Raw genomic sequence first — 20,550 nt, forward strand, 5'->3', positions numbered from 1 at the left:
CAGGCTTCGGACCGCAGGCTTCGGACCGCAGGCTTCGGACCGCAGGCTTCGGACCGCAGGCTTCGGACCGCAGGCTTCGGACCGCAGGCTTCGGACCGCAGGCTTCGGACTGGTTGTCCGACGGCCCGGGGCGATCAGACTCCAGGCACACGGGGGCAGGATCCGTTACCGCGACGTGTGGGTCGAGCCGCTCATCTGAAGGCCGTCGTGCGATTCCCGGCGGGCGCGCGACGGGGCGATGCGTCGCGGTCGGTTCGGGGACGGCCTGCTTCCTTCCCGGATGCCGGGCCGCAGGCAGGCACCCTGAGCCTCACAGCCACGCGGCGTCACGGCATGCCCGCACCGTGACGCCCCGGCTGCACCCTGCTGACGGGCTACGTCATCAACTCGATGTGCGGATGGTCGGGCTCCGCCGGGCAGACGAACAGGTGCTGCCGGTAGCCGCTGCCTATCTGGACCCCGGTCGCGTTGTAGCCGCGGTGGCCGGGGTACGGTCCAGCACCCGGGTGAGGGTGCGGAGACCAGCTGTTCCCGGCGTCGTCCCCTTCCTCGAACGTGGCGACGGTCATCAGGACCTCCATGCGGGTGCCGCACTCGGAGCAGGGCTGCGAGCGGGGGTCGGTGGAGTTCCAAGCGGGCCAGCCGCCGACCTTCCAGCCGGGTGCGTTGGACAGCACACAGTCGTAGTACGTGTCGGGATCCAGGTCTTCCTCTGCCGCCTCCGGCAGACTCCATTGCCTGAGCTGCATCCGCAGTTCTTCGCTCAGCTCCAGATGGTCGGGGTACTCGGTGATCTGCTCCGGTTCGAGCACGCACGGGTCCGGTAGATAGCCGTCGAACTGCACTGCGGGCGGCTCGGGGGGCGTGTCGAGGACGTCGGTGACCGCGGCTGCCGAACGCCAGAAGAGCAGGGTCTTGGGCATGATCGGGTGATCGAAGGGACACCACAGAACCTGCAGCAGGTCCTTGCCCTCCGGCGGGCTCAGATCGGGGACGTCCCGTGCGTACAGCTGCGCGACGGGCAGCATCGCTATGGGGCCGTCGTACGCCTGGACCGTCGGCCTCACCGGATACGTCCGAGGGGGCCTGATCCGCTCGAGCGTCTCCCGTTCCTCCGGAGTCAGGTCCCGGCCGTGCGAGGCGGCGAGGATCCGTCGTTCCAGCCGCAGATCCGACGGGGGCTGGGCCCGGTTGACGCCATCCACCACATGTGGTCCCTCGCAGTGCGGCCACGGCTCCTCGGCGGGCCACAGCAGCGGCCCGCCGATCGAGCTGTCGTTCCACGTCGGCCCCCCGGGGCGGGGATGCAGGCGGGTCGCCGTGCGGGCCAGCGGAACCAGTTGGGGAAAGACCGCGGCTACGTCGACCGGCCGTGTCGGAGTGACAGGAGTGACCTTCATGGCCGCAATTTTGCCCGTCGCCTCTGACAACGGCCCTCGTGGCCGCCCCACGAAGTATTCCGGCGCGGGCGCCACCTAGGAGAACGCTACCGTCGATCCGTGGCGGCAGGCCCATCACGTCTCCGTCGGCAGGCCGTGGCCGGGCCTCGGGGGCCTGCGGGAGTGTGTCGCGAGGTTGTGCGTGACGTCGTGTTCGCTATGAGGAGTCAGGTTCTGTCGTCCTGGAGCGAGCAAGGATCGCTTGACGGAAGGCCTTCTGCTCCTGCTCTGGCCCAAGACCGATCTGCCACTGCTGCATCGTGTGGACGCGCTCGGGCAGGCCATCGAGGACTTCGCCGGCCTCATCAATGTCGGTGCTTCGGTTCCGTCAGGCCGCGCTCCTCCGGCAGGAGACGACCACCAGGAAGGGCCACAGTGCCTGGACGAACGTCACGACGCGCTCGGCCACGCCGGGCGCCCCCGCGCTCTGCAGTTCGGCCAGGAACCACAGGGCGCTCGCGCCCATCAACGCGCTCGCGGCGAGCGACACATCGAGCCTCAACCCCCACGGCACCGGCTTCCGGTCCCGGACTGCGGCCAGGGGAGGCCACACCGCCAGCAGCACGAGGCCCACGGTGGACACGGCGCCGTGCTCCAAAGCCCCGCCGCTGTTCGGGACGGGCACCAGCGTCAGGGCCAGTGCGCACAGTCCGCCGCCGGCCAGGGCCACCCGGCCGGCGGGCGCCGCCGGCCGGAGCCCGTGCGCCGTCGCCACGTAGCACGTTCCCAGTACCAGCAGCATCCCCGTCATCAGCCAGTAGCTGGCAGCACCGTAGGAGGCCAGCACGCTCAGAGTCTGCCTCGCGGGGTCGTACTCCGGCCCCTGGCGCAGCTGCGCAGTCATCCAGGAGCCGACCAGAAGGACGGGGGCGCATCCGGAGGAGGCCAAGGCCCACCAGGGAGCAGATCGCATCGAGCAAGCATAAATGTGCACATCTAAGCTATTGCTGACATTCACCCCATGCGGTCGACCGCGCCACCGGCACGCCGGAGCCCCACGGGCTGCGCGATCTCGTAGTCCGTAGCGCGCAGGTGGGTGACGGCGGCCCCGATGAGGGAAGTGGAGGACGAACCCTTCGCGGACCTGTCCGAGCGCGACCGGGCCACGCTGCGCCGACTGCTGGGCAAGCTGCGGACCTCCCGCAGGTCTCAGCTGCGCCGAGGAATGAGACCCGCGGTCCTCGACGCCGCGGCTCGGATCGCGGCGCCGCGCCCTCCGGGACCGCCCAGGTCTCCGTCCGCCGGACGGGCGTCATCGTCTCCACCGCCTCCTGTAGGAGGTGGTGGAGGATCAGCCGGTTGACCAGCGCCGGCTTCTCCAGCGGGGCCGGGCGGGAGAGGGGCGCCCCCGGGAACGACAGTCGGCTCGGCGTCCGGGATCGCGCGGTACACGGCCCTCGTATGCATCAGCGTCATCGAGTTGTCATCACCGACCACGACGAGGGTGGGCGCCTCGGACGCGGGCCGTGTCCAGGTGCGTCAGCGGCCACGCGACGTCGGCCGTGTGCCCGCGGGCGCGCCGTTCCGGGAGATGCACCCGGTGGGGGCGGCGGCGAGGTCGGATCGCTGCGCTCCCCGCCCATGGTTGGTGCAGGATCGGATAGCTGCGCTCCCCGCCCACGGTTGGTGCAGGAGCCGCCGTGCGGCACAGCACCAGCGGGGGGTCGTCGCCCCCCTCGGTCGCGTACCAGATCCTGACACCGGGCAGATCCGCGTGGTCACCCATCGTTCCGGGCCTCTCCGGGGCCGCCGTCTTCGTGCTCCCCGTCTCCGGCCCGTCCGCGTCGCGGACCCGTGGGCCGCATGCGGAGTCCGTGCGGTCACGCCCGTGGACCCGCACGAGCGGGGATCGCGGGCTCGTGCCCGGCCCGCCGAAAAGATTTCGCGAGGTTTTCGGGCGACGATGTCGAGAACCCGCATCCGGCTCCGTCCCTGGAGTGAAAGCGGCCACAATGGGCCGCACAGCACCGAGGAGTAACACCATGGCCAAGTACCTTCTGCTCAAGCACTACCGCGGAGCCCCGGCCTCGGTCAACGACGTACCGATGGACCGGTGGACGCCGGAGGAGATCTCGGCGCACGTGCAGTACATGCAGGACTTCGCGGACCGGCTGGAGAAGAGCGGAGAGTTCGTCGACGGCTCGGCACTCGCCCCCGAGGGCGCGTGGGTCCGGTACGACGGCGAGGGCCGCCCGCCGGTCACCGACGGGCCGTTCGCCGAGACCAAGGACCTCATCGCCGGCTGGATGATCATCGACGTCGACGGCTACGACCGCGCCGTCGAACTGGCCGGGGAGCTGTCCGCCGCCCCGGGGGCGGGCGGGAAGCCCATCCACGAGTGGCTGGAGCTCCGCCCGTTCCTGTCCGCGCCGCCCACCGTCACGGAGTGACGCCACGATGAACGAGGCCCTCCTGCGGAGTCTCACACCGAGCGTCCTCGGAGTCCTCGTCCGCCGCGGAGCAGATTTCGCGGCGGCCGAGGACGCCGTGCAGGACGCCCTGGTCGAGGCGGTGCGCGTATGGCCGGACGAGCGACCGCGGGACCCGAAGGGCTGGCTGGTCACCGTGGCCTGGCGACGGTTCCTCGACGCGACCCGGGCGGAGGCCGCCCGGCGTCGGCGGGAGGACCTCGTCGACGAGGAGCCCGCGCCCGGACCCGTGCCGGCGGTGGACGACACGCTCCAGCTCTATTTCCTGTGCGCGCACCCGTCGCTGACGGCGTCGTCCGCCGTCGCGCTCACCCTGCGCGCCGTCGGCGGGCTCACGACCCGCCAGATCGCCCGGGCCTATCTGGTGCCCGAGGCGACGATGGCACAGCGCATCAGCCGGGCGAAGCGCACCGTCTCCGGCGTGCCGTTCGATCAGCCCGGCGACGTCGCCACCGTCCTCCGCGTCCTCTATCTCGTCTTCAACGAGGGCTACTCCGGCGACGTCGACCTCGCCGCCGAGGCGATCCGGCTCACCCGGCAGCTCGCGGCAGCGATCGACCACCCGGAGGTGGCGGGGCTGCTCGCCCTCATGCTGCTCCACCATGCCCGCCGCGCCACCCGGACCGCGCCCGACGGGAGCCTGGTGCCGCTCGCCGAGCAGGACCGGGGCCGCTGGGACACCGGAGCGATCGCCGAGGGCGTCGAGATCCTGCAAGGGGCCCTCGCCCGCGACGGGCTGGGCGAGTTCCAGGCCCAGGCCGCCATCGCGGCGCTCCACGCCGACGCGCCGACCGCCGGGGAGACCGACTGGGTGCAGATCGTCGAGTGGTACGACGAACTGGCCGCCCTGACGGACAGCCCGGTCGTCCGGCTCAACCGCGCGGTGGCCGTCGGCGAGGCCGACGGACCGCGCGCCGGGCTGGCCGAACTCGCCCCGCTCAGCGACACGTTGCCCCGCCACACGGCGGTGGCGGCGTATCTCCACGAGCGCGACGGCGACCTGCCGAAGTCGGCGCGGCTGTACGCGGAGGCCGCCCACCGGGCCCCCACGCTCGCCGAGCGCGACCACCTCACGCGTCAGGCCGCCCGGCTGAACGCCGGTCTTCGGCGCTGACGGATCGACCGCGCCCAGCACGTCCGGAGGTACGCGGCCGGTCGGTCGGTCGTACGCCTGGAGCGCGGCAACGCAACACGGCTCAGGCAGACGGTCTCGCGCGCCCCGCGGCGCGCCGCCGTGCTGACAAAAGCCAGAAGGCCGCGGCATCCTCCTCGATTCACGACGGATCGGTGGCCTCCCGCGACTGCGGCGGCGCCAGCAGCGGCAAACCGTACGGCCGAGCGAGTAGATCACTCGATCGTGACTTCCGCCCCTTCGGCACCGGGTGCGTCGCGATGCTGTGGAGTGGGCGCGTGACCCGCGCCGTCGGCAGTTGTGGGGTGGGGAGTGGCATGACGCGAGAAACGGGACGTGACGGGGACCTGGACGAGCGGGTGGTCCTGCTCGTGGCGGGGGCGGCCGATCTGGCGGTGAGCGCGGTGGGTGCTGCCCTGGGAGCGGTGCGCGGGCTGCTGCGCCGCTCGGACGCCGCGGAACTGGCGACGGACGCCGAGCACGAGCTGATGGCGCGCGGGCGCCTGGTGCTGGGCCGGTACGCCGCCCCGCCGCCGGCCCATCTGGAGCTGCTCGCCCGGCAGGCCGTCGCCCGGCGGGCCGCCGATGACGCCTGACCGCTGGGATGCGGCCGCCTTCAAGGTCCGAGTCGACGAGGTGGTGCACCCGTTCGTCGCCCGGGAGGCCGAGTTGTTCGCGGCGATCGACCCGGCCCTGGCCCCGGTGGCCGATCAGGTGGAGGCGGTCGTCGCGGACGGCAAACGGCTGCGGGCGGCGTTCTGTTACTGGGGCTGGCGGGCGGCGGGGCAGCCGGACAGCGACGCTCTGGTGCGGGCCGCGGCCTCCCTGGAGCTGATCCACGCCGCCGCTGTCGTGCACGACGATCTCATCGACGACAGCGCTCTGCGGCACGGCCGCCCCACCGCGCACATCGCCCTGCGCGGCGCCGTGCGCCGTCGGCCGCGTTCCGTCGCCGCCGCCCGGTCGCTGGCGCTGCTGGTGGGCGATCTGCTGATGGGGATGGCCGGGCACCTGTTCACCACCAGCGGTCTGCCCGCCGCCTACCTGGGCCGGGCCCGCCCGTTGTGGACGGTTCTGGGCCGGGAGCTGATCGCGGGCGAGTGCCTGGAGATCCTGCGCACCGGAGCGGAGCCGGACACCGCGGCCTCGCTGAAGGTCATCCGGTACAAGACCGCCAAGTACACCGTCGAGCAGCCTCTGTTGATCGGCGGCGCGCTGGCCGGGGCCGGCGGTCGGCTGCGCGAGGGCTACTCCGCGTACGGGCTGCCGCTGGGCGAGGCCTTCCAGCTGAGGGACGATCTGCTCGGGCTGTTCGGAGACCCGGGACGGACCGGCAAGGCCAATGCCGACGACGTGTGCGGCCACCGGCCCACGGCCCTGCTGGCGGAGACCTGGCGGGTCGCCGGTGATGACGACCGTGACCGGCTACGGGCCCTTCTGGGCCGGCGCGACCTGGACGAGGACGGGGTCAACGCGGTGCGCGAGGTCATGCGCAGGCTGAAGGCCCCCGGCCTCGTCGAAGACATGATCACGGGGCGCGTCGAGGAAGCCCTCGACGCCCTCCATGAGCTGGACGTGCCGTCACATGCGGTCGACGCCCTGACGGCGCTGGCGAACTCGGCGACCGTCCGGTTGTCCTGACTCCTCGCCCGCCCGCCGCACACACTCCGCACCGGACCGCAGCGGACCGGACCGGACCGGACCGGACCGAGAACAAGGAAGTCGTCTTGACCTACACCGAGGCTTCGATGAACGCCCTCCGGCAGGGCGGTGACGAACTGGCCGACGCCACCGTCGCCGCGCTCTTCGAACGCGGGGAGGTGGGCACGTTCAACACGCTGATGCGCTACGTCTCCACCGCCGGCGCTCCCCTGCCGGACGGGTTGCCCGATGTCGCCCGGGACTACCTTCAGGCCACGAGCGCCCCGCCGGCCTGGGTCGACTGGGAGGAGATGGAGAAGGCCCGGCTGTTCTTCATCGACAACAACGTGCATATTTCCACCGCGCTTTCGTTCGCCTCCATGCCGGCGTGCTATGTGGTCCCGCACGTGGCGAAGCTCCTCTCCGCCACTCACGGGCTGAAGTACCCCTCCAAACGGATGGCGGAGACGGGCCAGTTCACCGTCTATCTGATGCGGCCCGACGCCTTCGAGGCCGGGGGGCGCTTCCTCCCCGCCGCCCAGAAGGTCCGCCTTCTGCACGCGTCGATCCGCCATCACCTCCTGCGCGAGAAGCGGTGGGACACCGACGCGCTCGGGACGCCGATCTGCCAGGAGGACATGATCGGCGGGCAGATGTTCTTCTCGCTGCTCGTGCTCGACAGCCTGCACCGCCTCGGCATCCACATGTCGGAGGAGGGCGCGGCGGCCTACTACTACGCCTGGCGCGTGGTCGGCGCGATGCTGGGAGTCAGCCAGGAGGCCGTCCCCCGGTCCCTGGACGAGGCGCGCCGGTTCCTCGACCTCTACATGATCCGGCACATGGGGCCCTCCGAGGAAGGCGCGCTGTTGACCCGGCAGCTCATCGACCTCTACGAGGAGGTCGTGCCCGGGAGCTTCTTCGACCCGATCGTCTCCGCGCTCATCCGGCACCTGGTCGGCTCCACCTGCGCCGACTGGCTCCAGGTGCCCCGCACCTCGTGGGACACCGTCGTCAAGGCCGTGCCCCACCTCCTCGGTGTCCTGGAGACCATCGAGGACCGGTCCCCCCTCGGCGCCTGGGCCCTGGACCGCCTCGGTCACCTCACCACCGTCCTCGAACTGTCCTCCCTCACCCGTGGACGCGTGATGCACTACGCCATCCCCGAACAGCTCAAGGAGGAGTACGGCGTCTCCCCCGGGGCGTCCCGTGCCGGCCGCTGGAGCCCGCCCGCCGTCACCGTCCCCGGCCACACCCCATCGTGACAATTAGGTTAGCCTCACCTAATATGCGATGTGTCGTCTTCGGGTCCCCACACGCCGAGAAGCCGGTGTCCCCCCTTCTTCCGTTCGCCTCCCGGGAACGGCTCCGTCCAGGCGTGCGCCGTGCCCCTCCCCCGAAGGAGACATGCAGCGCATGTCCATGCCCCGCCGCGGCCGCCTGGCCGCTCTTGCCGCCCTGACCGTCGTATCCGTGGGCGCCGGCGTCCTCGCCGTTCCCGCCTCCGCCGCCACTCCTGGCATCCACGCAGCCACCCGGGCCGAGGCCGGCGGTACCACGTCCGCGGCCTCCCCGATCCTGGTGTCCGGCCGGTCCTCCTGGGGTTTCAAGGACTCCTGGGTCCGCTACGTCACCGGCTCGGGCGGCTCGATGGACGTGGCCGACGGCGCGACCGCGGATGCGACCGGACGGGTCGGCTATCCCGTCAGGCACGGTTCGGTGGACCCCGCCGAGCGCTCCGCCGATGTGCGCTTCGGCGGCTCGGTCACCTACGCGGTCCCGAGTCACGGGATAACCGCCATCACGCTCGCCGACCCGCGTGTCGTCCTCAAGGACGGCAAGGGCACACTCCACATGGACGTGACGACCGACATCGCGGCCGGCAAGGCCCCGGTGACCACACCCGACGTGCCGCTCGCCGCGCTCACCGCGTCCGCCGACGCGCTCGACGGAGCCGTCCTGGACTGGACGGGCATCACGGCCACGCTCACCGACGAGGGCGCGGCCATCTTCGCCTACCAGGGCCGGCCCATGTACGCGGTCGGCACGGCACTGGACCCCGTCGCCATCAGCGGCGGCGTCAGCGTCCCCGTCCTGACGGTCAGCCAGGTCACCGGCCTGGACGCCGAGAACGAGGTCACCGTCAGCGGCAAGGGCTACCAGCCCGGGCGCGGCGTGTATCTGGCCCAGTCCATCGCCCTGCCCGGCACCACCTACCCCAGCGTCTTCGGCAACGCGGCCTACGTCCGTCAGGTCGGCGCGGACGGCACCTTCAGCGTCACGCTGAAGCTCACCGAGACCTTCGCCCCCTCCGGTGCTCCCGTCGTCGACTGCCGCGCCACCGCCTGCTTCGTGACGAGCTTCAACTCGCACGACGGCGGCGACTCCACCTGGATGCCCTCCCGGGCCCAGGACGTCGCCCAGCCGCTCACGTTCGGCGTCGAGGTCCCTGCCGCCACCGTGACCCGGCACCCCGCGCCGCGTACCGTCCGCTCCGGGGCGACCGGCACGTTCACCGCCGCCGCGACCGGCGCGGACTCGGTCCGCTGGGAGCGCAGCACCGACCGTGGCGCGACCTGGAGCACCGTCCCCGGAGCCGCCGCCACCACCCTGTCGGTCAAGGCGTCGGCCGCGCTCAACGGCCACCGCTACCGTGCCGTCTTCGTCAACGCGTCCGGTGGGACGGCCACTTCGGCCGCCGCTCTCACGGTGTCCGCGGTGCCCGCCCGGATCGTCTCCTTCAACGCCTCTCCCGAGCCAGTCGGCAAGGGCGGCAAGCTGAAGGTGGTCGCCACGCTCCAGACCGCCGGCGCCACGGACAACGTCTGGCGGCCGCTGGCCAAGGCGCCCGTCGTGATCGAGTTCCGGGCGAAGGGCGGCAAGACCTGGAGCCGGGCCACCACGGTCAGCACCACGGGCAAGGGCGTCGCCTCGGCATCGGTCACCGCCGTCAAGGACGGCACCTGGCGCGCCCGTTACGCGGGGACCGCCGACCGCGCCGCGGCCGTCAGCACCTCCGACAACGTGGACGTCAAGCTGCGGACCGCCGTCTCCGGCTTCAACGCCTCCCCCGAGCCGGTCCGCAAGGGGCGCACCATCACCGTCAAGGGCACCCTGCGCAGCCTGGACGGCACCTGGAAGAACGCCTCCGGCCAGTCCGTGATCATCCTGTTCAAGGCCGACGGCTCCAGCAAGTGGAGCAAGTCGGCGACCGTACACACGAACGGCAAGGGCGTCTTCTCCAAGGGGTTCACCGCCAAGAAGGACGGAACCTGGAAGGCGCAGTTCAAGGCCACGGCGTCCCGTCTGGGCACGATCGGCTCCGGCGACCGGGTCGACGTGCGCTGACGCTGGTCTCGTCCGTACCGGTCTCCGCACCGCTGCCCCTCTCCCGTCGTCCGGGGAGAGGGGCAGCGGCAGTGCCGGGATCCTTACCGGTGGTGGAGCAGGTCAGGGGGCGGTGCCCCAGGCGAGGGTGGAGCCGGTGAAGACGCCGATCCTCGGAGCGTCGGCGAAGGCGGTGTTGGTGGAGCGGCTGTAGTCGTCGCTCTCCTGGAACGCCGACCAGTCGCTCTTGTTGAGCCGCAGCTGGATCTCCCCGGTCGTGGCGCCCGCCGCGAGGCTGCCGGCGCCGAAGCCGACCTCCAGGTAGTGGTCGGCGCCGGTGGCCGGTGAGCTGACCGGTCGGACCCTGTGCGTCACGCTGCCGCAGCCCAGCACCGCGTAGTCGCAGGCGGTGGCGAAAGTGCTCGCGCCGCCTTCGGAGGTGAACCAGTAGCGGGCCGTGACCGTGGACAGGTCGATCGCGGCCGAACCGGTGTTGACCAGGCGGAGGGACATCCGGATCTGGTTGTCGGTCGGAGAGCCGTCGGTGTTGCGGTATTCGGCTTTGAGCGCGCCCGTTCCGGTACCGCCGCCCGCCTCGGTGGTGACCTGTGCGGCCGGGGTCCCGGCCGAGAGGTTGCCTGCGGCGTCCTTGGCCCTGACCGAGTAGCTGTAGGCGGTCGAAGCGCTCACGCCGGTGTCCGTGTAGGTCGTCGTGGCCGTCGTCCCCACCCGGGTGCCGTCGCGGAGGATGTCATACCCCGTGACGCCGGTGTCGTCCGTGGAAGCCGTCCAGGCGAGGGTGACGCTGCTGCTGGACTTGGCCGTCACCCGCAGGTTCGTGGGCACGGTCGGAGCCTGGGTGTCGTCCTCGCCTCCGCTGCCGCCGTCCAGCGGCGGGTGGGCGTTGCGGAGCAGTTCCTGGAACTGTCCGGAGAACCAGTGCCCGGCCACCGGGGAGTCGGGCAGCGCGCCGGTGAGGTTGAAGCCGTTGCGGCCGTTTCCGGTGTACGTCGGGTCGCACATCCGGTCGAAGCCCTTGCCCTCGTCGTTGTCCCTGGGCTCGCTGCTGCCGTCGGACTCGCCCGGGGGCTTGGCCCAGACGTAGGCGTCGATCCCCGGCTCGGGGGCGGTCGTGGGACGCTCGCCGATGCCGGCGCCGCTCTGGTTGCACCAGTTGCCCGCGTGGATGCGGCGATCGGTCCGGCCACCGTCGACATAGGCGTCGGCGCTGGTCAGCGGTCCGGGTCCGGCGGGCCGGGAGGAGCCGCCCCAGCCGTTGCGGGCGGTGTCGATGAGCATGCCGATGTCGGAGGCGAAGCCCTGTCGGACCAGTTCCGTGCGCAGGGCCTTCGCGAACGAGAGCTCGTCCACGTAGTAGTTCCAGTCCACCCAGCGCGACTGGCGCACCGTGGTCCCGTTCACGGAGTCGGTCACCGCGAAGTGCGGCTCCTGGAGCGCCGAGTAGTTGGCCGTGTTCACGATGAAGCCGTGCACGTCGGAGACGGTGGCGCCCTCCGTCGTGGCGGCCTTCTTGAACTGCTCCGCCGCGGGGACGAAGTTGGAGTCCCAGCCGAGCCAGCCGTGGTGGGCGGCGTCGACGTAGTTGTAGACGTTGGGCAGCGCGCCCAGGGTGTGCAGGGCGTATCCGATGCCCTTCTCGTAGTTGCCGTTGGCCTTCATCGTGGCGCACTCGGGCGTGGAGCCGGCGGTCCCTCCGGCGTTGGTGACCAGGTTGGGCAGCGAGTCCGGTTCGATGAGCGTGACGATGCGCAGGCTCGCGTAGGCGGGGTCGCCGAGGATGTCGGCGATGGGGTCGATGTAGTCGTCCTTGTAGCGGCTCAGCTCGGTGGGGCCGAGTTCACCGTTGGAGGCGAGGGCGGCGCAGTCCCGGCCGGGGAGGTTGTAGATGACGACCTGGAAGAGGTCGGCTCCCTGGCTCACGGCCGTATCGAGGTGCGCGCGCAGGCCTCGCGCGCCGGGTGTGCCGCCGATCGCGGCGATGCGGTCCATCCAGACGAAGGAAGGCTCGTCCGCGATGACGTCGCCGCCGGGCTCGGCGGCGGCCTTGGCGGACCAGTCGGGGTTCACGTACGCGGTGGCGCCCGCGTAGGGGTTGTCGACGCGGGCGGCGGCCGACGCCTGTCCGGGTACGGCCACCGCGAGTGCGGCGCCCATGACCAGTGCGGACAGTGCGGCGGCCGCTCTTCTGCGGAGTGCGTGCGGTGCGTACGGGGTGGTGCCTCTGCTTCTCATTGCGGCTCCGTGCTCCTCTCGTACGTCCGTCGGGGGTGGCGACGGACGGGTCCAGGGATCCGTGACGCTCAGGAGGTAGGGGGTTCGAGTGGGGAAACTTGCGTGTGGGAGCGCTCCCAAAGTGGCGTGGCATTCGGTGACTGTCAAGCGCTGCGGCGCAATTACGTTGTACGCGACCGCAGTTGGGGAGCATAGGAGCGCTCCCACCACAGCCGAACAGGAGGCACTCAGAGATCAGCGGCGAGGTTCGCGTCGACGATGGGCCGGCTACCGACTGGCGGAGTGCGCGAGCGCCGCCGCGGGAGAAGACGCCGCAACGCTGGTCTAGGCCAGACCGCGTCCGTCCCCCTATCCTCGCCTGTAGCCGGTGACCCACCAACTCCCCCACCCAGGTTGCCTGCCGGCTCGTGCCCCCCACCCAACTCCGCTCGAGCAGCCGGGTGACCTCCCCCCTTCGCCGCCTCCAGGAGGCCACGGTGAAATTTCGCACCAGAAGCTCGGCGATCATCGGCACGCTCTGCCTCGTCACGTCACTGGCGTTGGCCACGGCGTCGGCCGACGAGCCCGCCGCTCCGGTTCAGCCGACGAACGCGTCCCTGACCGAAGTGGCCAGGGCCCAGAGTCCGTCCGCCGGGGCGGCCGGACCCGATGACACCCTGTGGATCGCCGAACGCGCGGGCACGGTAAGGGTGCTGGACGATCAGGGCCTCGGCGCACCCGTGCTCGACATCTCCGACGAGACCACCACGGACGGCGAACGCGGCCTGCTGGGCGTCGCGTTCGACAAGACCTTCGCGCACTTCTACATCTCGTTCACGGACCTCGAAGGCACCAGCAGGGTGGACGAGTTCGCCGTGGAGGGCGGCCGACTCCGGCCGGAGACCCGGCGCACCGTCCTCACCCAGGCGCAGCCGTACGCGAACCACAACGGCGGGGACATCAAGTTCGGCCCCGACGGCTATCTGTACATCGCCTTCGGTGACGGCGGATCGGGCGGCGACCCGCACGGCAACGGGCAGAAGCTCGACACGCTGCTCGGCAAGCTGCTGCGGATCGACCCGAGCGGAGGCGAACCGTACGCGATCCCGGCGGACAACCCGTTCGTGGACGATGCGGACGCGAAGGACGAGATCTGGTCCTACGGGCTGCGCAATCCGTGGCGGTTCTCCTTCGACGCGGGTACGGGCGACCTGCTGATCGGCGATGTCGGCCAGAGCGACTGGGAAGAGATCGACTGGGCCCCGGCGGACAGCGAGGGCGGCGAGAACTACGGCTGGTCCTCCATGGAGGGCACCCACCCCTTCCGGGGCGGCACCGAGCCGGCGAACCACGTCCCGCCGGTCCACGAGTACGACCGAACGGGCCTCGGCTGCTCGGTGACCGGAGGATACGTCTACCGCGGCGACGCGCTCCCGGACCTTCGAGGACGCTATGTGTTCAGCGACTACTGCGACGGCACGCTGCGTACGCTCCAGCTGGAGAACGGCGAGGTGACCGGCGTGGGCGACCTCGGAGTCAGCGGCGGAGAGGTCATCTCCTTCGTCGAGGGCGGTGACGGCGAGCTGTACGTCCTCGGCAGCGCCGGCGCCGTCTCACGCGTCGACCCCGCGTGAGCCGCTGAACCGCACGGGCGGTCAGCTGCACGGACCGGTGCCCGGGGCCCGCCGATCATCATGATCGGCGGGCCCCCGCCCCATGGTCCGGCCGTACGCCAGGCGGCTGGGGCCCGACCGTACGGCAGGCACTCCGACGCGCCGCCCCGCAATCGTCACGGGAGGCTGCGCCCGGGCGGAGCCGGGCGGTTCGTCCTCTCCGCGCCTTCGCCGCGCTGATGGCCGCGGCGGGCGTCCCGGTCGAAGAGGCCCAGCAGCTCGCACGGCCCGCCCTCTGCGCCGATCGCGTGCGGGAGCATCGTGGGGAACTCCGCCGCCTGGTTCGTCTCGATCCGCAGGCGCCGGTTGCCCAGGAGGAGGATCGCGGTGCCGGAGAGAACGACGAGCCACTCGCGGCCCGGATGCGCGCGCAGCCGAGAAGGGTTGTCGGGCGGCGGATCGGTCAGGCGCTGACGGATGACGGTCATGCCGGGTTCCGCCTTGATGGGCCACCGCAGCTGACCGTGGGCCCCGTCGACCATCGGGTTGGAGACGATGTCGTCGGAGGCCGTCTCGACCAGCTGGTCGAGGGAGGTGTCCAGGGCGCGGGCGAGCGTGACCAGCTGGTCCAGGGCCAGTCGGCGCCGGCCGTTCTCGATGCGGCTGAGCGTGGACTGGCTGACCTTCGCGCGGGCGGCGAGCTCCTCCAGGGACCAGCCCTGGGCCACACGCAGGGCGCGGATGCGTTTGCGTACCAGGCTGTCCAGCTCGCCGTCCTCTTGCGTCATAGGCATGACCCTATGCCACAGGAGCAAGAGACGCCTGCGTGGGCCCGTCCGCGGAGAGCCGCCGACGCACACCCCGCGGTCGGTGACCCACAACGCACGGTTGTGGGCCCATAGGCTTCAGGATGTGGACATCGAAGCCGTGCGCACGTTCGTCACCGTCGCGGACACCGGACAGTTCCGGGAAGCCGCCGTGGACCTGCGCATCAGTCAACAGGCCGTCTCCAAGCGCGTGGCGGGCCTGGAACGCGTGCTCGGGGTGACGTTGTTCGTCCGCACCGCCCGCGGAGCGCGCCCCACTGCCGACGGGCAGGCATTCCTGCCCCACGCCCGCGAGGTGCTGCGGGCCGTGGAGCGGGCCGTCGCCTCGGTACGCCCCGGGAACCGGGTGCTGCGTGTGGACGTGCTCCACCGGCGCATCGCCCCGGCGCTGGCCGTGCGGGGCTTCTACCAGGCCCACCCCGGCACGGACCTCGACGTGGTGACGCTCGCGGACGCGAACGTGACCGGGGCGGCCGAGGCGGTGCGGGCCGGCGAGATCGACGCGACCTTCCGCGCCGTGCCCGCGGGCGCGCTGCCCGACGGGATCAGCGCCGAACGCGTCCTGGACGATCCGTTGCAGCTCCTCGTCGGACCGCGCCACCCGCTGGCCTCCGCCCGGTCGTTGGCCCCGGCGGATCTGGCCGGGCACCGGATCTGGATCCCGGGCATCAAGCAGGGCACCGAGTGGGCCGCCTACTACGACCGGCTCGCGGAGGACTTCGGTCTGCGTATCGACGCCGTCGGGCCCGACTTCGGGACCGAGGCGCTGATGGACTCGATCGCCGACTCCGACGCGCCGGCCACACTCGTCGGCTCCCGGGACCGATACATGTGGCCGGCCTCGCACGACCTGCGGCGGATCCCTGTCGTGGGTCCGACTCCGGTCTATCCGCACGTGTTCCTGTACCGGACCGGCAATCCGCACCCGGTTCTGGCGGCGCTGCGCAGGTACCTCGCCCAGGTACGGCCGATGCCGCCGGCCGACGCGTGGACACCAGGCTGGGCCCGTTGACGCCGTGCGGCGCACCTCCACGGTCAGGGGCGTCGCGCGGGGACGGGCCGGAGCCCGGGCCAGCGGGCGAGCATCCGCCGGCGCATGTCCGTGCAGAGGGTGCTCAGTCCGCTCGGACCATCGCGGCCGGCGGTCATTCCGCCGACGACACCGAGCCGGTGGACGAGGCGTTGACGGGCCGTCACGGTGCCCCACTTCCAGTCGCGGACCGGGATCCGGGCCAGGTGATCGGCGCCTTCGCGGTTGGCTCGCGGGACCAGGGCGTCGCCCCGGATCAGCCAGCCGGCGCAGAAGTCGGTGAGGTCACCGTGGAGTTCGTCGCCGGCCTCGGCGCGCCACGCCGTGCGGTAGGCGGTCTCCGCCCGTTCCAGCAGCGGGGCGGGGGCCGCGGTGACGCACCAGCAGGTCGGGAAGCCGATGCGCAGGTAGGCGAGCTCTACCAGCCCGCTGCCCAGTGAGGCCTGTTCGAAGTCGATGAACCGGGTCCCGCCAGTGGTGTGCAGGTCGTTGCCGGGGCACGGGTCGCCGTGGAGCAGGGCGTGCCCGGGCGTCCGGGCGAGCCGGTGCACGAGGCCGTCGAGCTCGCCGGGCACGCCGGGAGGGACGGGAGCGTCGAGAGCGGCGGCCAGCCGGAGGAAGGAGGCGGCGTCGGCGGCGTCCGGGCCCTGCCAGCGGGGCAGCACTCCGGCGTGCTCGGGACGGGCGACGGCATGCAGCCGGGCCAGTGCCGCCGCGTAGTCCACGATCCAGTCGCCGGAGGGTTGCCGGTGGTCGAGATGTTCCAGGACCAGCACCCGGTCGTCGGGGGCGGTGCCCCGGAGTGCGGGCACCACGGCCGGGTCGGCTCCGGCGGCGAGACGCAACGCGGCCAGTTCACGGGCGTACCGCTCGTCGGCGTCGGGACCGTCGACGATCTGCTTCACCACCACCGGCGCCCCGGCCGTCTCCACCCGCCACACCCGTGAGCGCGGGCTGCTGCTCAGCCGCCGGGAACGTCGGGGCGCGCCCAGTCCGGTCCGTAACGCGTCCCCCCAGGGCAGTCGCCGTCTCATCCGCTCATCCTCGCACGGGGGTCCTGTCCTGTCCGGGGGATGCCGGCCTTCGACCCGGCCGGGGAGCGGAGGCGGGTCGAGACGCTCTTCCGTGCCGCGCCCGCGGGTTCAGGCACTCCTCCGGGACGCGTCGCACCGTACGGTACAAAGTCGGCCCGCGCCCGCCTGCGGCACCGGGCCCCGCGTCGCGGCGGGGGCACGGCCGGCACGTACGGTACGGCAGGTGAACGAACCGCTCGAAGCCGTGACCGGTCCCCCTGCGGACGAACGCGTCCGGGCCACGACGACCCGCGTGTTCCTGGCGCTCGCCCCGCCCGACGACGCGAAGAACGAGCTGGCGCAGGCGCTGCGCCCGGCCTACGACGCCCGTCCCCGCATGCGGTGGAACCGCGTCGAGGACTGGCACATCACCCTGGCGTTCCTCGGTGAGCTGCCGGTCTCCGCCGTCCCGCCCTTGATGCCCCAGCTCGCCGGGCTCGCGGCGCGGCGACGTCCCCTGCGGCTGGCGCTGCACGGCGGCGGACACTTCGACGAGCGGGTGCTGTGGGCCGGGGTCACGGGGGACCTCACAGGGCTGCACCACCTCGCCACCGACGTACGCGCCCTCGTCCGGGAGTGCGGTGTTTCCTTCGCCGAGCGGCCCCTACGGCCCCATCTGACGCTGGCCCGGTCCCGTCGGGGTGACCACACGGCCACGGTGGAGGCCGCGGCGGGGCTCGCCGCGTTCACCGGCCGGAGTTGGGAGGCTGCCCGCCTCCACCTTGTCGGCAGCAACATCGGCCGAGGCCCGGGGCCGATCCACTACCGCGACATCGACGCCTGGGACTTCCACCACGGAGCGGACGGGACCTGAACGGCCGCCGTGCTCCCACGGCGGCCGCACGCACGGTCGCGATCCGTGCCACGCGGGTCACGCGGACCGGTCGTGCGGTCCCGTGTCACGCGGACCGGTCGTGCGACAGCAGGAACTCGGTGGCCCGCGCGATGGCCTCGGCGGATGTGCCGTGGATGGCCTCCGACTCGTCCTCCTGCAAGTCCGCTCCCGTGGCGGTGTACCACCAGGCGTCGGCGCCCGGATCGTGGTGAATCACGGCGTCGCCGCCCGCGTAATGAAGCGGAATGGACTCGCTGGCAGACTTCTTGGGCACCGCGTGCGGCCACTTGACACGCGCCGACTGACGCTTGATGCCACCCCAGGCCGCGCCGAGCTGCGCGTAGCTGGATCCACCGCGTCCGGCGACGGTGGCCGCGCTCTCGGCCAGCCGGTCGACAGACCGCTTGGCCTCGTAGAGCGACCGCACCATCGCCAGCTGCACATCGGGCGCGGCCATAAGGGCGGCGTCGAAGGGTTTGCCGACCGCGCGGTAGGCGAGCGCGCGCGTCGAGATCCGTTCCGCCAGTGACCGGACCGCGTCGAGCACCTGCTCGTCCATGGCGAACGTGTCGTCGTCGCGGGGCTCGATCCAGGCGGGGTCCACCGGGGTCAGGACCGTGGCCCAGAAGTTCTCATCGCTCTGATCAGGGGTCGGGATCGCCTTCACATCATCCATGTGACAAATTTACCTGTCATCGACCGCATAGGCAACCTTATTTGTCGCCTCACCTCTCGACAGATTCGCCTGTCATTCAAAGTTCATAACTGTACCTTCCGTAAGGTACAGTTATGGAGTCGGGGCGGTTCTCACAGTGAGGCTCACGAGGGATGACCATCAGCACGAAGCGGCGCTGGCTGCTCCTGGCCGTGGTGAGCGCGGGGCTCCTGCTGATCACGCTGGACAACTCCATCCTTTACGCGGCCCTGCCGACGCTGGTGGAGGATCTCGGCGCCAGCAGCTCCGAGGGACTCTGGATCATCAACGCCTACCCGGTCGTGATGGCCGGCCTGCTCCTGGGCAGCGGCACGCTCGGTGACCGGGTGGGACACCGGCGGATGTTCCTGATCGGCCTCGTGGTCTTCGGCGCGGCCTCGCTCGGCGCGGCGTTCTCCACCGGCCCGGAGGCCCTGATCGCCGCGCGGGCCTTCCTCGCTGTCGGCGCGGCCGCGATGATGCCCGCCACCCTCGCCCTGATCCGCGTCACCTTCGACGACGAGCGCGAGCGCAACATGGCCATCGCGGTCTGGGGCACCATAGCGGTCGTGGGCAGCGCGCTGGGGCCGATCATCAGCGGGATCCTGCTGCAACACTTCTGGTGGGGATCGGTCTTCATCATCAACATCCCGGTCGTCCTCGCGGCGGTCGTGGCCACGCTGTTCGTTGCCCCGCCGAACGATCCGGACATCTCCAAGCGCTGGGACCTGGTCTCCTCACTCCTGGCGCTCGTCGCCCTGGTCGGCCTCGTCATCGCGATCAAGGAGACGGCGAAGACCGACCCCGATCCGGCCGTCATCGCCGCCGCCGTCCTCGCGGCCGCGGTCGGCGGCTGGACGTTCGCCCGACGGCAGCGCCGACTGCCCTACCCACTGCTGGACTTCGCGATCTTCCGCAACCGGGCCTTCCTCGCGGGGGTGCTGGCCGCAGGATTCGCCCTCTTCGCCATCGCCGGCATCCAGCTCGTCACCACCCAGCGCTTCCAGCTCGTGGAGGGCTTCACCCCACTGCGGGCCGGATTCCTCGTCGCGGCCGTCGCCGTGGGCGCGTTCCCCACCGCGGTGCTCGGGGGCGCGGTCCTCCACCGGGTGGGGCTGCTGCCGCTCATCACCGGGGGGCTCGCGCTGGGCGCCGTCGGCACCGTGCTGGTGCTCACGAACTTCGCCACCAGCACGGGCCTCCTCGTCACCGGGCTGATCATCACCGGCAGCGGACTCGGCGCGGCCATGTCCGTAGCCTCCAGCGCGATCATGGGCAATGTCCCGGCCCGCAGGGCGGGCATGGCCTCGTCCGTCGAGGAGGTCTCCTACGAGTTCGGCAGCCTGGTCGCGGTCGCCCTCCTCGGCAGCCTGCTGACCGCCGTGTACTCCGCGACCATCGACCTCCCCGCCGGGGTGCCCGAACAGGCGCGCGACAGCCTCGACAGCGCGCTCGCCCTGGCCGGCCAAGGGTCGGGGGCCAACAGCGCGCTGATCACCGCGGCGTCCGAGGCGTTCGACGGCGCGTACCTCGCCGTGTTGATCGTGGTCGCCACGGTCCTCGCCGTAGGCGCCCTCGCGACCGGCGTGCTGCTGCGCCGCCACGGCCCCGGCTCGGCACTGTCCGGCCCCGCACACCACTGAAACGCCGCACCCCCTCAGCCCCGTACACCCCCGAGCCCGGTACACCACCGAGTCCGGGACACCACCGACCCGACGGCACGGGAGCCACCCATGCGCACCAGCAAACGGATCCAGATCCTCGAAGCCGCCACCCGTGTCGTGCAGCGTGAAGGCGTCAAGAGCGTCACCTTCGACTCCGTCGCCGCGGAGGCAGGGCTGACGAAGGGCGGCCTCCTCTACCACTTCGCCTCGCGCGACGATCTCGTCCGGGCGATCCACCAGCATCTGGCGGACCAGTGGGAAGCCGATCTGGTCGCGGCGGCCGGGAAACCCGCGGCCGAGGCCACCAGGGAGGAACGGCTCGCCGCCTATGCCCGGGTCGCCATCCAGAGCGCCACGCGGGCCGAGCTCCTGCTGATGCTCGAGGGCTCGACGAACCCCGCGCACGCGGCCGTGTGGGAAGCCGTGACGGAACGGTGGGCGCCGTCCCCGGCGTCGTCGGCCGAGGATCCGGCCGCGCTCGACCGGTTCATCGTCCGCCTCGCGGCCGACGGCCTGTGGCTGTACGAATCACTGACCGCGGAACCGCTGGACCCCGGCATGCGGCGGGCGGTCGCCGACCGCATCTCCGACGCCCTGACCCATCGCGACGGCTGACC

At 71.7% G+C, this 20,550-nt stretch carries 18 protein-coding genes; 11 read left to right on the forward strand and 7 right to left on the reverse strand.

Translation table 11 applies throughout. The annotated features are described in order from the left end of the window. Nucleotides 1-374 precede the first annotated feature (374 nt). The 3 genes from ACH4RG_RS25210 to ACH4RG_RS25220 all read right to left on the reverse strand — a co-directional run bounded on the left by ACH4RG_RS25210 (nucleotide 375) and on the right by ACH4RG_RS25220 (nucleotide 2,567). Entirely contained in the window at nucleotides 375-1,400 is a 1,026-nt protein-coding gene (locus tag ACH4RG_RS25210; protein ID WP_398163077.1) for a hypothetical protein, read from the reverse strand. Nucleotides 1,401-1,767: 367 nt separating this feature from the next. Then, nucleotides 1,768-2,352 (reverse strand): DUF998 domain-containing protein, encoded by a 585-nt coding sequence (locus ACH4RG_RS25215; RefSeq protein WP_397925768.1) that lies wholly within the window; start codon nucleotides 2,350-2,352, stop codon nucleotides 1,768-1,770. A 41-nt stretch (nucleotides 2,353-2,393) separates the two neighbouring features. After that, the gene (locus ACH4RG_RS25220) at nucleotides 2,394-2,567 is read right to left on the reverse strand and encodes a hypothetical protein (protein ID WP_397925766.1); all 174 of its coding nucleotides are present in this window, start codon (nucleotides 2,565-2,567) and stop codon (nucleotides 2,394-2,396) included. Nucleotides 2,568-3,421: 854 nt separating this feature from the next. On the opposite strand from ACH4RG_RS25220, the gene ACH4RG_RS25225 reads away from it, so the two are divergent. The 6 genes from ACH4RG_RS25225 (at nucleotide 3,422) to ACH4RG_RS25250 (ending at nucleotide 9,986) form a co-directional block, all read left to right on the forward strand. Continuing rightward, nucleotides 3,422-3,829 carry a YciI family protein gene (locus ACH4RG_RS25225; protein ID WP_397925765.1) on the forward strand — a complete coding sequence of 136 codons (408 nt, stop codon included), beginning with the start codon at nucleotides 3,422-3,424 and terminating at the stop codon, nucleotides 3,827-3,829. Between the two features lie 7 nt (nucleotides 3,830-3,836). Then, entirely contained in the window at nucleotides 3,837-4,982 is a 1,146-nt protein-coding gene (locus ACH4RG_RS25230) for an RNA polymerase sigma factor (protein ID WP_398540294.1), read from the forward strand. A 335-nt stretch (nucleotides 4,983-5,317) separates the two neighbouring features. Further along, the gene (locus ACH4RG_RS25235) at nucleotides 5,318-5,596 is read left to right on the forward strand and encodes a polyprenyl synthetase (RefSeq protein WP_397925761.1); all 279 of its coding nucleotides are present in this window, start codon (nucleotides 5,318-5,320) and stop codon (nucleotides 5,594-5,596) included. Further along, nucleotides 5,586-6,641, forward strand: a complete 1,056-nt coding sequence (locus ACH4RG_RS25240; protein WP_397925760.1) for a polyprenyl synthetase family protein — start codon at nucleotides 5,586-5,588, stop codon at nucleotides 6,639-6,641. Before ACH4RG_RS25235 ends, ACH4RG_RS25240 begins: the two co-directional genes overlap by 11 nt. 86 nt (nucleotides 6,642-6,727) lie before the next feature. Next, entirely contained in the window at nucleotides 6,728-7,903 is a 1,176-nt protein-coding gene (locus ACH4RG_RS25245; protein ID WP_397925758.1) for an oxygenase MpaB family protein, read from the forward strand. A gap of 151 nt (nucleotides 7,904-8,054) precedes the next feature. Further along, nucleotides 8,055-9,986: an HtaA domain-containing protein gene (locus ACH4RG_RS25250; RefSeq protein WP_398540295.1), complete on the forward strand. Its 1,932-nt coding sequence runs from the start codon at nucleotides 8,055-8,057 to the stop codon at nucleotides 9,984-9,986. Between the two features lie 102 nt (nucleotides 9,987-10,088). On the opposite strand, the gene ACH4RG_RS25255 is transcribed toward ACH4RG_RS25250, so the two are convergent. Beyond that, entirely contained in the window at nucleotides 10,089-12,218 is a 2,130-nt protein-coding gene (locus ACH4RG_RS25255) for a glycoside hydrolase family 6 protein (protein ID WP_397925754.1), read from the reverse strand. Nucleotides 12,219-12,694: 476 nt separating this feature from the next. Between ACH4RG_RS25255 and ACH4RG_RS25260 the strand changes: the two genes are divergently transcribed. Continuing rightward, complete coding sequence (locus ACH4RG_RS25260) at nucleotides 12,695-13,831, forward strand: PQQ-dependent sugar dehydrogenase (RefSeq protein WP_397932564.1); 1,137 nt, start codon at nucleotides 12,695-12,697, stop codon at nucleotides 13,829-13,831. Nucleotides 13,832-13,986: 155 nt separating this feature from the next. Here the strand turns inward: ACH4RG_RS25260 and ACH4RG_RS25265 are convergent, their stop codons facing one another. Beyond that, on the reverse strand, nucleotides 13,987-14,598 hold the full coding sequence (locus ACH4RG_RS25265) for a helix-turn-helix domain-containing protein (protein ID WP_397925750.1): 612 nt from the start codon (nucleotides 14,596-14,598) through the stop codon (nucleotides 13,987-13,989). 124 nt (nucleotides 14,599-14,722) lie between these two features. On the opposite strand from ACH4RG_RS25265, the gene ACH4RG_RS25270 reads away from it, so the two are divergent. Then, a complete protein-coding gene (locus ACH4RG_RS25270; RefSeq protein ID WP_397932566.1) occupies nucleotides 14,723-15,649 on the forward strand; it encodes a LysR family transcriptional regulator in 927 nt (308 codons plus the stop codon). A 23-nt stretch (nucleotides 15,650-15,672) separates the two neighbouring features. Here ACH4RG_RS25270 and ACH4RG_RS25275 read toward each other — a convergent pair whose 3' ends face one another. Beyond that, complete coding sequence (locus tag ACH4RG_RS25275) at nucleotides 15,673-16,701, reverse strand: aminoglycoside phosphotransferase family protein (protein ID WP_397932567.1); 1,029 nt, start codon at nucleotides 16,699-16,701, stop codon at nucleotides 15,673-15,675. Between the two features lie 223 nt (nucleotides 16,702-16,924). On the opposite strand from ACH4RG_RS25275, the gene thpR reads away from it, so the two are divergent. Continuing rightward, nucleotides 16,925-17,554, forward strand: coding sequence for an RNA 2',3'-cyclic phosphodiesterase (thpR, locus tag ACH4RG_RS25280; protein ID WP_398540296.1), 630 nt, complete (start codon nucleotides 16,925-16,927; stop codon nucleotides 17,552-17,554). 85 nt (nucleotides 17,555-17,639) lie between these two features. Here the strand turns inward: thpR and ACH4RG_RS25285 are convergent, their stop codons facing one another. Then, on the reverse strand, nucleotides 17,640-18,251 hold the full coding sequence (locus ACH4RG_RS25285; RefSeq protein WP_397925742.1) for a hypothetical protein: 612 nt from the start codon (nucleotides 18,249-18,251) through the stop codon (nucleotides 17,640-17,642). 152 nt (nucleotides 18,252-18,403) lie between these two features. Between ACH4RG_RS25285 and ACH4RG_RS25290 the strand changes: the two genes are divergently transcribed. Together ACH4RG_RS25290 and ACH4RG_RS25295 are read left to right on the forward strand one after the other, a co-directional pair. Next, complete coding sequence (locus tag ACH4RG_RS25290; protein WP_398540297.1) at nucleotides 18,404-19,912, forward strand: MFS transporter; 1,509 nt, start codon at nucleotides 18,404-18,406, stop codon at nucleotides 19,910-19,912. 90 nt (nucleotides 19,913-20,002) lie between these two features. After that, a complete protein-coding gene (locus ACH4RG_RS25295) occupies nucleotides 20,003-20,548 on the forward strand; it encodes a TetR/AcrR family transcriptional regulator (protein ID WP_397932572.1) in 546 nt (181 codons plus the stop codon). The last annotated feature ends 2 nt before the right edge of the window (nucleotides 20,549-20,550 follow it).

Origin of the sequence: Streptomyces sp. NPDC021019 (assembly GCF_044333295.1) — a bacterium.
Lineage (GTDB): Bacteria > Actinomycetota > Actinomycetes > Streptomycetales > Streptomycetaceae > Streptomyces.